The organism is Sphingomonas sp. LR59 (genome assembly GCF_036855945.1).
GTDB lineage: Bacteria > Pseudomonadota > Alphaproteobacteria > Sphingomonadales > Sphingomonadaceae > Sphingomonas.
The window spans coordinates 2,925,698-2,937,385 of the sequence record NZ_JASPFL010000001.1 but is presented as its reverse complement, the minus strand read 5'-3'; the positions used below and the strand labels follow the sequence as shown (position 1 = coordinate 2,937,385).

11 protein-coding genes and 2 pseudogenes are annotated in these 11,688 nt (G+C 65.5%); 5 read left to right on the top strand and 8 right to left on the bottom strand.

Annotated features, from left to right (window positions below; genetic code table 11):
• Positions 1-34: 34 nt before the first annotated feature.
• From QP164_RS13635 to coxB, 8 genes are all read right to left on the bottom strand, one after another.
• Positions 35-637 carry an SURF1 family cytochrome oxidase biogenesis protein gene (locus QP164_RS13635; RefSeq protein WP_333923490.1) on the bottom strand — a complete coding sequence of 201 codons (603 nt, stop codon included), beginning with the start codon at positions 635-637 and terminating at the stop codon, positions 35-37.
• A 23-nt stretch (positions 638-660) separates the two neighbouring features.
• Positions 661-1,044: a DUF983 domain-containing protein gene (locus QP164_RS13630; RefSeq protein WP_333923489.1), complete on the bottom strand. Its 384-nt coding sequence runs from the start codon at positions 1,042-1,044 to the stop codon at positions 661-663.
• Between the two features lie 270 nt (positions 1,045-1,314).
• Positions 1,315-2,241, bottom strand: coding sequence for a cytochrome c oxidase subunit 3 (locus tag QP164_RS13625; RefSeq protein ID WP_333923488.1), 927 nt, complete (start codon positions 2,239-2,241; stop codon positions 1,315-1,317).
• Between the two features lie 30 nt (positions 2,242-2,271).
• Positions 2,272-2,823 carry a cytochrome c oxidase assembly protein gene (locus QP164_RS13620; RefSeq protein ID WP_132734637.1) on the bottom strand — a complete coding sequence of 184 codons (552 nt, stop codon included), beginning with the start codon at positions 2,821-2,823 and terminating at the stop codon, positions 2,272-2,274.
• Positions 2,823-2,960, bottom strand: a complete 138-nt coding sequence (locus tag QP164_RS13615) for a hypothetical protein (protein WP_165886435.1) — start codon at positions 2,958-2,960, stop codon at positions 2,823-2,825. The genes QP164_RS13620 and QP164_RS13615 overlap by 1 nt, the downstream gene beginning before the upstream one ends.
• A complete protein-coding gene (locus QP164_RS13610; RefSeq protein WP_333923487.1) occupies positions 2,957-3,856 on the bottom strand; it encodes a heme o synthase in 900 nt (299 codons plus the stop codon). Before QP164_RS13610 ends, QP164_RS13615 begins: the two co-directional genes overlap by 4 nt.
• Positions 3,857-4,410: 554 nt before the next feature.
• Positions 4,411-6,075, bottom strand: coding sequence for a cytochrome c oxidase subunit I (gene ctaD / locus QP164_RS13605; RefSeq protein ID WP_333923486.1), 1,665 nt, complete (start codon positions 6,073-6,075; stop codon positions 4,411-4,413).
• A 1-nt stretch (position 6,076) separates the two neighbouring features.
• Complete coding sequence (gene coxB, locus QP164_RS13600; RefSeq protein WP_333923485.1) at positions 6,077-7,252, bottom strand: cytochrome c oxidase subunit II; 1,176 nt, start codon at positions 7,250-7,252, stop codon at positions 6,077-6,079.
• 342 nt (positions 7,253-7,594) lie between these two features.
• On the opposite strand from coxB, the gene pyrE reads away from it, so the two are divergent.
• From pyrE to QP164_RS13575, 5 genes and pseudogenes are all read left to right on the top strand, one after another.
• A complete protein-coding gene (pyrE, locus tag QP164_RS13595; RefSeq protein ID WP_056066243.1) occupies positions 7,595-8,179 on the top strand; it encodes an orotate phosphoribosyltransferase in 585 nt (194 codons plus the stop codon).
• Positions 8,176-8,903, top strand: a pseudogene (locus tag QP164_RS13590) (pyridoxine 5'-phosphate synthase). Before pyrE ends, QP164_RS13590 begins: the two are co-directional and overlap by 4 nt.
• Before the next feature lie 176 nt (positions 8,904-9,079).
• Positions 9,080-9,513 (top strand): annotated as a pseudogene (acpS, locus tag QP164_RS13585) (holo-ACP synthase).
• On the top strand, positions 9,510-10,490 hold the full coding sequence (lepB, locus tag QP164_RS13580; RefSeq protein WP_333923484.1) for a signal peptidase I: 981 nt from the start codon (positions 9,510-9,512) through the stop codon (positions 10,488-10,490). Before acpS ends, lepB begins: the two are co-directional and overlap by 4 nt.
• Position 10,491: 1 nt before the next feature.
• A complete protein-coding gene (locus QP164_RS13575; protein WP_333923483.1) occupies positions 10,492-11,568 on the top strand; it encodes an AI-2E family transporter in 1,077 nt (358 codons plus the stop codon).
• Positions 11,569-11,688: the final 120 nt, after the last annotated feature.

Sequence of the window (11,688 nt, the reverse complement as noted above, 5' to 3'; positions counted from 1 at the left end):
CTTTCGCTGGGATGACGGTGGTTGGTTTGCCGCGTTATCGTACGTCTGGTCTCGTTCGTGACCTGCGGCGCAGCGCGATGGTGTAGATGATCGCGGCGATGGCGGCGAAGAAGAACCACTGGCCTGCATAGGCGAGGTGGTTGTTCGGGACCGACGCGATGTCGGGCTTGCCGTTGGGGCTGAGGCCGGCCTGCGGCGTGTCGGCGACCAGCATCAGGCGCTGCGGCGTGTGATCGAACAGTGATCCGATCAGCGAACGGCCGTCGGGTGCGTGGCTGATAAAGCCGGAGACTTCGCCGCCAGCCCAGTTCACCTTCGCCATCGGGTCGCGGGTGGTGCCGAGCTGGACGATCATGCCAGGGCCTTCCGCGCCAGTCCGGCACTCGGCGATCGCGCGGAAGCCGGATTTGCCGGCGCCAGCAAGTTTGATCTCGGTCGGCTGGAGGCAGAGGCCGGAGGCGCGGCGGAAGAGGAGCGTCTCGTCGGGGAAGCGCGGGAAAGCCATTGGCGGCTTGGCAGGGTTGGCGGCGAGCTGGGCGAGGAACGCTTCCTTTTTCGGGAGGCGGTCGAGGAGTTGCCACAGGCCGAGACCGATCATCGCCGCGATCGCGAGCGTGACGAGGATGGTCGGGATCACGGGGATGCGTCGTGCAGGTCGGGTCACTGGTCGATTCGGCCTTCGCGGGCTGCGTTGCGGTATTCGGCGGACATGAGCGCGCCCTTGGCTGCTCGGAGCGAGAGGACGACTCCGCCGGCGGCGAAGGGAATCCAGATCAGCATGTGCAACCAGAGCGGCGGGTGGACTTTGAGTTCGAGCGTGATCGCCAGCGCAACGACTAGCGCGCCGAGGATCAGGGTCAGGAATGCGGCAGGGCCGTCGCCGACGTTGAACTTGCTGAAGTCGAGACCGCAGTTCGAGCAGCGATCGGCGAAGTTGGACCATTTCGCGAAGAGCGTGGGCTTGCCGCAGCGGGGGCATAGGCCTTTCAGCGCGACCTGGGCGATCGTGGGGGCGTTGGCGAGCGGGTATGGGTCTTCGGTCATGCGGTCAGTTCGCCCATCCTTGTTTCCCCGCGAAGGCGGGGATCCAGACTGGGCTCCCGCCTTCGCGGGAGAACAAGGTTGGAGTGCAAGCGTCGGCTTGCGGCAGTGCCATACCACTAAACTCCACTCCGGCGGAGGCCGGGGCCCAGTCGGGGGATGGCGCTAACCGAGGGCTGCGCTCCGTTACTGCGACCTTCCCAACTGGGCCCCGGCCTTCGCCGGGGTGGCGGCTGGGGCCGGGGTGGTGGCTCACCCCAGAGTTGGTGAAGCTCAACCGCCGTGGACGGGTGCGCCCCAGCCGCCCCAGACGTAGACGGTGACGAACAGGAACAGCCACACGACGTCGACGAAGTGCCAGTACCACGCCGCCGCCTCGAAGCCGAAATGCTGGCGCGGGGTGAAGTCGCCGCGATACGCGCGGACCAGGCAGACGATCAGGAAGATCGTGCCGATCAGCACGTGGAACCCGTGGAAGCCGGTCGCCATGAAGAACGACGCGCCGTAGTTGATCCCCTTGAACGGGAACGGCGCGTGGACGTATTCATACGCCTGGATCGAGCTGAACAGCGCACCGAGGATCACGGTCAGCCACAGGCCCTTGAGCACGCCGTCGCGGTTGCCGACGCCGATCAGGCCCCACAGCCCGGTCTTCTCGCCGCCACGCTGGTTGTGGATCAGCGCGTGGTGCGCCCAGGTCACCGTGGTGCCCGAGGTCAGCAGGATCAGCGTGTTGAGCAGCGGCAGTTCGAACGGGTTGATGACCGTCAGGCCCTTCGGAGGCCACTGCGCGACGATCGCCGCACCGCCTTCGACCGCCCGCGTGACGCTGCCGTCGGCATAGGTCATCGCGGTCGGGAACAGCGAGAAGTCGAAGAATGCCCAGAACCAGCCGACGAAGAACATCACTTCGGAAGCGATGAACAGGATCATGCCGTAGCGGAAATGGAGCTGGACGACCGGCGTGTGATCGCCCGCATGCGCTTCCTTGATGACTTGCGCCCACCAGCTGTAGAAGGTGAAGAGCAGCCCGGTCAGGCCGATAAAGAAGATCCAGCCGCCGCCGTTAGGCTTGTCGATATGGCCGCCGTGCATCCACATGATGCCGCCGACCGCCATGATCAGCGCCGAAAACGATCCGACCAGCGGCCAGATGCTCGGCGGCAGGATGTGGTAATCATGGTTCTTGGCGCCGGCCATCGGTACTCCCCTATTTTCTTTGGCGTCGTTCTAGCTGGCTGTTTTCGCAGAATCCACCGGGTAAAACGTATAGCTGAGCGTGATCGTCTGGATATCGGCCGCGTCGGGGTCGGTCAGGATCTTCGGATCGACGAAGAAGATCACCGGCATCCGCGCGGTCTCGCCGGGTTTCAGCGTCTGCTGCGTGAAGCAGAAACACTGGATCTTGGTGAAATACTTGCCGGCCTGCGCGGGCTGGACGTTGAACGTCGCGGTGCCGGTGAGCGGCTTGTTCGACGTGTTGGTCGCGGTGAAGAACGCCATGTCGCGGGCGCCGACGTCGATCGTATCGGAGCGATTCTCGGGCACGAACTTCCACGGGAGTTTCGGGCTGACGTTGGTGTCGAAGTCGACCGTGATCTTGTGATCGACCGCGCCGGGGGCGACGAGCCCGCGCTGCGTCGTACCGTTGAGGCCGGTGACCGAGCAGAACAGCCGGTAGAGCGGCACGCTGGCCCAGGCGAGGCCGGTCATGAAACAGATGAAGAGCACCGCGAGCGCCGCAGTACGGTTGGTGCGCGACATAGCCTTCCAGCCGGCCATCAGTGTGGCATTCCCGCGCGGATCTTGGCGATCGAGATCGCGAAGACCAGGATGACGAACGCACCGAGGAGCAGCGCCATGACGCGCGCGCGACCGCGCTGGCGGCTGCGGATCAGGTCGGGATCGGGCAGGCTCATGCGAACCACCGGTCGACGACCAGCGCGCCGAACATCACGAACAGATACAGGATCGAGTATTTGAACAAGGCCTTCTCCGGTTTCATCGCATCGTCGGCGTGGGTGGTGCGTCTCGAGACGCGGACGGCGAGCAGCGCGAACCAGCCGGTCAGCAGGACCGCGGCAATGCCGTAGATCGCACCCGTGAGCCCGAGCGGCCAGGGCAGGATCGCGACCGCTGCCATCGGGATCGTGTAGAGCCCGATCTGCGTCCGCGTGGTCCGCTCGCCTGACACGACGGGGAGCATCGGCACGCCCGCGGCGGCGTAATCGCTCTTCATGAACAGCGCGAGCGCCCAAAAATGCGGCGGCGTCCAGAGGAACACGAACAGGAACAACAGGACGGGGAGCAACGCGATGTCGCCGGTCGCCGCAGCCCAGCCGATCAGCGGCGGGAACGCGCCCGCGGCACCACCGATGACGATGTTCTGCGGCGTGCGGCGCTTGAGCCAGACGGTGTAGACCAGCACGTAGAACAGGATCGAAACCGTGAGGATCGCGGCCGCGACCAGGTTGACCGCGATACCCATGAACAGCACCGAGAATGCGCCGAGCCCGACGCCGAAATGGAGTGCCGCCTGACGGTCCATGCGGCCATCGGGCAGCGGGCGCTTCTGCGTGCGGCGCATGACCGCGTCGATGTCCGACTCGTACCATTGGTTGAGTGCTCCCGCAGCGCCCGCGCCGAGCGCGATGCAGAGGATCGCGGTGAAGCCGATCACAGGGTGCACGCCGACGGGGGCTGCGAGCATGCCGCAGAGACCGGTGAAGACGACGAGCGTCATCACGCGCGGCTTGGTCAGCGCCAGGAAATCGCGCCAATGCGCCGGTGGCAGGAGGGGAGTTGCGGGAGTCATGGTTCGGGTACGCTATACGCGTTGAAAGGCTTGGGGGAAAGCGGCGTGGCTTGGTGGCGTGAGGAGCGGCCGCTTTCCACGACCGTCACCCCAGCGAAAGCTGGGGTCTCCCGCGTTGTGCGTGACGGGAATCTCAAGATGAGACCCCAGCTTTCGCTCGGGTGACGGGATCAAGGCAGGGGTGCTGGCTTTTTCGCGCGCTAGCTCATGGGCTCGCTCGCTGCTCTTTAACCCGACAGCCCACTAGCACGACCCTGCCAGATCGGCGAGCGGTCGACCCATTCCCACCGTCATCCTGACGAAAGTCAGGACCCAGAGCCATGGAGGGAGACGCTTTTGACCCTGGGTCCTGACTTTCGTCAGGATGACGTGGCGCGGCGGGGGAGCGTTCGAGTGTCGACGCCAGCGGGTACTGCCTTATCCAACGAGAAACGCCCCGGGTTTCCCCGAGGCGTTCTCTTGCTTGGCTGGCCCCGACACGGAAGCAAGTCCCGTGTCGTCGGACGCGGCGTTGCCGCACCGGCCGGGCGGGGGCCTGATGGCCCTGTTCCGCCTCAGTCGATCTTCGGCAGCGTCTCGAACTGATGGTACGGCGGCGGCGAGGAGATCGTCCACTCCAGCGTCGTCGCGCCGTCGCCCCAAGGATTGTCACCGGCCGGCTTGCCCGCGACCAGCGACCAGATGAGGTTGACGAAGAACACCACCATGCCAGCGGCCATGATCATGTAGCCGACCGAGGCGACCGTGTTCCAATGCTCGTACTGCGGCGTGTAGTCCGGAATACGGCGTGGCATGCCCTGGAGACCCAGGAAATGCATCGGGAAGAACATCACGTTCACGCCGACGAAGAACACCCAGAAGTGCAACTGGCCGAGGAACTCGTTGTACATCTTGCCGGTCATCTTCGGGAACCAGTAGTAGAACCCGGCGAACAGCGAGAAGACCGCACCCAGCGACAGCACGTAGTGGAAATGCGCCACCACATAGTAGGTGTCCTGCATGTAGTCGTCGATGCCGCCATTCGCGAGCACGACGCCGGTCACGCCGCCGACGGTGAACATGAAGATGAACCCGATCGACCACACCATCGGTGTCTTGAAGGTGAGCGAGCCGCCCCACATCGTCGCGATCCACGAGAAGATCTTGATGCCGGTCGGCACCGCGATGACCATCGTCGCCGCGGTAAAGTACATCTTGGTGTTCACGCTGAGGCCGGTGGTGAACATGTGATGCGCCCACACGACGAACCCGACCACGCCGATCGCGACCATCGCATACGCCATGCCGAGATAGCCGAAGACCGGCTTGCGGCTGAACGTCGAGATGATCTGGCTGACGATGCCGAACCCCGGCAGGATCATGATGTAGACTTCGGGATGGCCGAAGAACCAGAACAGATGCTGGTACAGGACGGGATCGCCGCCGCCGGCCGGATCGAAGAAGGTCGTGCCGAAGTTGCGATCGGTCAGCAGCATCGTGATCGCGGCGGCCAGCACTGGGAGTGCCAGCAGGAGCAGGAACGCGGTGACAAGCATCGACCACACGAACAGCGGCATCTTGTGCAGCGTCATGCCCGGCGCTCGCATGTTGAAGATCGTCGTGATGAAGTTGATCGCGCCGAGGATCGACGACGCACCCGCGAGATGGAGCGCGAGGATCGCCATGTCGGTCGACGGCCCGGGCTCGCCGTAGGTCGAGAGCGGCGCGTAGAGCGTCCAGCCATTACCCGCGCCACCGAAGAACGGCGAGGCCAGCAGCAGCGTGAAGGCGGGGATCAGCAGCCAGAACGACACGTTGTTCATTCGCGGGAACGCCATGTCGGGCGCACCGATCATGATCGGCACGAACCAGTTGCCGAAGCCACCAACCATCGCCGGCATGACCATGAAGAACACCATGATCAGGCCGTGCGCGGTGATCAGCACGTTCCAGAGATGGAGCGATTCGTCGAGGCTGGCGGGGCCGCCGTGGAGCATGCTCGCCCAGCCCTGGAGATACTGGATGCCGGGATGCGCCAGTTCGGCGCGCATGAGCCCCGAGACCGAGCCGCCGATGATCCCCGCGACGATCGCGAAGATCAGGTACAGCGTGCCGATGTCCTTGTGGTTGGTCGACATGAACCAACGCGCGAAGAAGCCCGGCTTGTGATCGGTATCGTGATGATGGTCGTGCGCTTCGTGGGACACGAAGGCCGACGGGGTGAGAGCGGTGTCGGTCATCTTACTGTCCCGCGTTGCCGGCGCCGGCCGGGTTTGAGGTGGCGCCCTGCGTCGTCGCAGGGGCTGCGGTGGTCACATTTTCCACGGGGCCGGTGGCGTTGGCGGTCTCCGCGGCCTCCTCGACCTTCGCCGCGGAGCCGTCGGCGCCGGGCTGTGGGATGACCTTGTCGGATGCCTTGCCGGGGGTCGGCATCGTGCCGCCCTTGGCCTTGACCCATGCTGCGTATTCGGCGGGCGGAACCGCCTCGACCGCGATCGGCATATAGCCGTGGCGCGCGCCGCAAAGCTCCGAGCACTGGCCGAAATACAGGCCGGGCTTTTCGATCGTGAAGCTGGTCTCGTTCAGGCGGCCGGGGATCGCGTCGAGCTTGATCCAGAATGCCGGGACCGCCCAGCTGTGGATCACGTCGTTCGAGGTCGTGATCAGGCGGATCGGTACGCCGACGGGGAGGACGATGCGGTTGTCGGTAGCGAGCAACTTGGGGCCGTCGGCATCGGTACGCGGGCGCTCGCCGGCGGCGACGTCAGCCTTTTCCTTCAGCATGTTGGCGGTGATCTCGAAGCCGCCATTGTCCGGATACTGGTAGGTCCAATACCATTGGTTGCCGATCGCCTTCAGCGTGACGGCTCCCGAGGGCGCCGGCTTGAACTGCGCTTGCAGCAGACCGATCGAGGGGACTGCGATCAGCACGAGGATCACGACCGGCGCGAGCGTCCAGATGATCTCGATGAAGGTGTTGTGGCTGGTCTTCGACGCGACCGGGTTGCGTGCCTTGCGGTAGCGGAACGAGACCCAGAACAGCAGCGCGAGGACGAACAGCGAGATGATCGTGATCGTCGGCACCAGGATCGAATTGTGCATCCAGTGCGCGAACTGGCCGTTCTTGGTGACCTGCGGCTGGAGCCCGAACAGCCCATCGGTCGGCTGGCCGATCATCGGCTTGACCGCCATCGCGGGGGCGCCGTCCATCGCCAGCTCGGGGCTGGATGGGTTGGCGGTCGGGGTCGCGGCTGCCGTGGTCGGCGCGGTGTTCGACACGCCACCCGGCGCCGCAGCGGCCTGCGGTGTTGGCGTTGCCGTAGCTGCTGGCTGGGCCGCATGCCCGGCGACACCACCGAGACTCGCCAGTGCGAGCCCCGCTGCTATCGCAAATCCTCTCATCCCCATCTTGCGCATCGTTATTCTTGACCCCGGTTTATAGCGAACCCGAATTCACGGACGCGCGGATGTCTGCTTATGATTTGGGAAGAGCTATACCCAGCGGGGGGCTCGCCTCAAGCATTGTCTGGTATGGGCCCTTCAGGCGGCCGTACTAACCGCCCGTCATCCTGACGAAAGTCAGGACCCAGAGCCACAGGGGGCGGCGTTCGTGATCCTGGGTCCTGACTTTCGTCAGGATGACGGAAGAGGGGCGGGGTGCAATGAAACGCAGGATAACGGTGAGCCGCCGGTTCTCGTTGCACGCAGTTTCGCGCGCTCGTATCAGCGCGGGCAGACCATTTGGAGCGATGACCCGCGATGACCGAAGACGACGTGCTCGCCGAATTTCGCGCTGCCGAAGCGTTGCTCGAAGGGCATTTCATCCTGTCCTCGGGCCTGCGCAGTTCGCGCTACCTGCAATGCGCGCGGGTGTTGATGGATCCCGCCCGTGGCGCTCGGTTGTCGGAAGCGCTGGTGGCGTCGATCCCGGCCGAGTTGCGTGCGCAGATCGATATCGTCGTCTCGCCCGCAATGGGCGGCGTGATCGCCGGCCACGAAATGGGCCGCGCGCTGGGTGTCGAGGCGGTATTTCTCGAGCGGCCCGACGGCGTGTTCGAACTGCGCCGCGGGTTCCGGCTCGCGCCGGGCCAGCGCGTGCTGATGATGGAGGACGTCGTCACCACCGGGCTGTCGTCGCGCGAGGCGATCGCGGCGATCGGGCGCGCGGGCGGCGTGACGGTCGCGGCGGCGGCCTTGGTCGATCGCTCGAACGGGACGGCGGACCTAGGCGTGCCGTTCTTCCCGCTGATTCGGCTCGACGTGCCGACCTACCCGGCGGACGCGTTGCCGCGCGAACTGGCGGCGATCCCGGCGATCAAGCCCGGCAGCAGGGCTGCGGCATGAGCCGGGACCTGCGCCTTGGGGTGAACATCGATCACGTCGCGACGGTGCGCAATGCGCGGGGGCGGGGTATCCCGATCCGGTGCGCGCCGCGTTGGTCGCGGCGGCGGCGGGGGCGGACGGGATCACCGCGCATCTGCGCGAGGATCGCCGGCACATCACCGACGACGACATCGCGCGGTTGTCGGCGGAGCTGGCCATTCCGCTCAACCTGGAGATGGCGGCGACCGACGAGATGCTCGGCATCGCGCTCCGCCACAAGCCGCATGCCGCGTGCATCGTGCCGGAAAAGCGCGAGGAACTGACGACTGAGGGCGGGCTCGACGTCGCCGGGCATTACGATCGGATGGCGCGGCTGGTCGACGCGCTGGCGGGGGCGGGCATCCGCGTGTCGCTGTTCATCGAACCGGACGCGCGGCAGATCGAGGCGGCGGTGCGGCTCAAGGTGCCGGTCATCGAACTGCATACCGGATTGTATGCGGAACTGTCGGGCGAGGCGCGGACGGTGGAGTTGCGGCGGCTGACAGACGCGGCGGCGCTGGCGGCGAAGAACGGCATCGAGGTGCACGCGGGGCATGGGCTGACCTACGACAACGTCGCGCCGATCGCGGCTATCCGGCAGGTTCGGGAGCTGAATATCGGTCACTTCCTTGTCGGGGAAGCTTTGTTCGTCGGGCTTGGCGAGGCGGTTCGGCTGATGCGCGAGGCTATGGATGCGGCGCGGTAGTAAGGCAGTTTTGTTCGCGCAGAGGCGCAGAGGCGCGGAGCAGAAGAGGGGCTAGCCCGTGGCTGGATTCTCTCGCTGCCTCACTCGATCTTGCCGCCCTTGCGGCCCTCATACTCTCCGCGCCTCTGCGCCTCTGCGCGCAAATCTAATTTTGTCTTCCGACTCCAGGCCGTATCATGATCATCGGGCTCGGGTCCGACCTGTGTAACATCGAGCGGATCGCGGCGTCGATCGAGCGGTTCGGGGATCGGTTCGAGCAGCGCGTGTTTACCGATGTCGAACGGGCGAAAGCGGCGCGGCGGCCCTTTACCAAGGCGGGCACGCTGGCGAAGCGGTTCGCTGCCAAGGAGGCGTTTTCCAAGGCCGTCGGCACCGGGTTTCGCGCAGGTGTGTTCATGCGCGACATCGGCGTGGTCAACGCGCCCAGCGGCGCGCCGACATTGGCGTTGACCGGGGCGCCAAAGCGAGGCTTGACGCGTTGACCCCCGAAGGCCACGCCGCGCGCGTGCATTTGACGATGACCGATGATCATCCGTGGGCGCAGGCCTTCGTGATCATCGAAGCTATACCTCTGATATCCCCGGACATGCGCCAGGATACGAATCGATGAAGGACGCGGCGTTGGACGGCAACGAGTTCCAGGAAAAGCCCCTCGCGCAGACCTCGGCGGTCGATCCCGCGCCCTCGGTCACCACGACCCCCGAAACGACCCGCCGCCGCGGCACCGATTGGTGGGGCGAGGTGAAGGGGATATTCTGGCTGATCCTGGTCGTGCTCGGCTTCCACAGCTTCATCGCCAAGCCCTTCTATATCCCTAGCGAATCGATGCTCCCGGGCCTCCGCATCGGTGACCGGCTGGTGGTGACCAAGTTCGCGTATGGCTGGTCGTTCGTGTCGCCGACGATTCCCGACCCGATCGCGATCTTCAAGGGCGTCGTGCTGCGTCAGCAGGAAGAGAGCTGGAGCGTGCAATTGCCGTTCATCCACGGCCGCCTGTTCGGCTCGCTGCCGACGCGCGGCGACGTGGTGATCGTGACGCCGCCGGGGACGCACAACGACTATATCAAGCGCGTCATCGGGCTGCCCGGCGACAGACTGGCCGTGCGCGGCGGGATCGTGTTCCTGAACGGCGTCGCGGTGAAGCGCGGCCCCTTGCACGACACGTTGATCCCGGTCGACACCAACAGCCCGTGCAGCGAGATCGACTATCCCGGCGCGCGCGAGACGCTGCCCGACGGTCGCGAGATGTGCCGCCTGCCGACCTATACCGAAACGCTGCCCAACGGCCGCCGTTACGAGACGATCGATCTGGAATCGGACAGCCAAGGCGACAATTTCGCGGAGATCACGATTCCCGCGAACCACGTCTTCCTGATGGGCGACAACCGCGATCGCTCGGCCGACAGCCGGTTCGCGCTGAGCCAGCTGGGGCTCGGCGGGCCGGTGCCGTACGAGAATCTCGGCGGCCGTGCGGAGTTCATCACCTTCAGCCTCGACGGCGATGCGACGTTCAATCCGCTGAGCTGGTGGAGTTCGCTGCGCCCGGATCGCTCGGGCACCTCGCTCCATCCCGCCAAGGCGAACTGAGATGGCCGAGACGATGACCGTCGACGAACTGAGCCCGGTCGAGATGCGCGATCCGTTCCTGCGCAAGGAACTGAAGCGCGCGATGATCTGGCTGGGCTTGGCCTGCGTAATCGCGTTGCTGATCGTGCTGGTGCAGCCGTTGCTGATCATCTTTGCCGGTGTCGTGTTCGCGGCGTTGCTCGATGGCGGCGTGCGGCTGCTCGGGCGGGTGCTGCCGATCGGGCGCGGCTGGCGGTTGCTGATCGTCGTGCTGCTGACGTTCGCGTTCCTGGTCGGGACGTTCATCCTTACGGGCGTGCAGGTGACCGAGCAGGTTATGCAGCTCCGCTCGACGCTCGAATCGCAGGCCAATCGCTTCACCAGCTATCTGACGTCGCAGGGGCTGATGCCGGGGGCGTCTGACGTCAACGGAATCGTCAAGCAGGCGCTGGGCTCGGTCGGGCGGGTGACGTCGTGGGTCGGCAGCGCGATCGGTGCGATCACCAGCATGTTCATGATCCTGATCCTCGGGCTGTTTATCGCGATGGACCCCGGCACCTATTCGCGCGGGCTCCAGTGGATGGTGCCGGTTGACCTGCGCCCCGAGTTCGCCAGGACCTTGCTCAAGATGGGGGCGACGTTGCGGCGGCTGCTCGCCGGGCGTCTACTCGGGATGGCGGTCGAGGGTGTCGCGAGCGGCATCGCGCTGGCGGTAGGTGGCGTGCCGATGGCGATGCTGCTCGGCATCATCGCGGGCATCCTCGCGTTCATCCCGAACGTCGGTGCGATCGTGACCGGCGTCCTGATGGTCGCGGTCGGGTTCAGCGCGGGCGTGGACACGGGGTATTGGGCGATCGGGACGTATTTGATCGTGCAGACGATCGACGGCTATGTGATCGTGCCGATGGTCGCCAAGCGCACGGTGGACCTGCCGCCGGCGCTGACTTTGGGCGCGCAGATCATGGCGAGCGCGCTGTTCGGGATTCTTGGGTTGGCGCTGGCCGATCCGATGACCGCGATGATCAAGACCGCGCTCGAGCGGCGGTCGGAGCGGGAAGAGGAAAAGGCCGAGTCGGGTGAGGGTGAGGCTACGGCCTGATCCAGTTTAGCGCGCCCTCCAACCTAATCCGAGTCCAAGCTCCCATTCCGTCATCCCCGCGGACGCAGGGACCCATACTGGCAAACCTCGGAGGATATGGGTCCCCGCTTCCGCGGGGAT

Coding starts and splice junctions, on each gene's coding strand:
- QP164_RS13620 (WP_132734637.1), bottom strand. CDS start 2,823: ATGGCCGGCTGGAAGGCTATGTCGCGCACCAACCGTACTGCGGCGCTC.
- lepB (WP_333923484.1), top strand. CDS start 9,510: ATGAAGGACGCGGCGTTGGACGGCAACGAGTTCCAGGAAAAGCCCCTC.
- pyrE (WP_056066243.1), top strand. CDS start 7,595: ATGACCGAAGACGACGTGCTCGCCGAATTTCGCGCTGCCGAAGCGTTG.
- QP164_RS13615 (WP_165886435.1), bottom strand. CDS start 2,960: ATGAGCCTGCCCGATCCCGACCTGATCCGCAGCCGCCAGCGCGGTCGC.
- coxB (WP_333923485.1), bottom strand. CDS start 7,252: ATGCGCAAGATGGGGATGAGAGGATTTGCGATAGCAGCGGGGCTCGCA.
- QP164_RS13625 (WP_333923488.1), bottom strand. CDS start 2,241: ATGGCCGGCGCCAAGAACCATGATTACCACATCCTGCCGCCGAGCATC.
- QP164_RS13575 (WP_333923483.1), top strand. CDS start 10,492: ATGGCCGAGACGATGACCGTCGACGAACTGAGCCCGGTCGAGATGCGC.
- ctaD (WP_333923486.1), bottom strand. CDS start 6,075: ATGACCGACACCGCTCTCACCCCGTCGGCCTTCGTGTCCCACGAAGCG.
- QP164_RS13630 (WP_333923489.1), bottom strand. CDS start 1,044: ATGACCGAAGACCCATACCCGCTCGCCAACGCCCCCACGATCGCCCAG.
- QP164_RS13610 (WP_333923487.1), bottom strand. CDS start 3,856: ATGACTCCCGCAACTCCCCTCCTGCCACCGGCGCATTGGCGCGATTTC.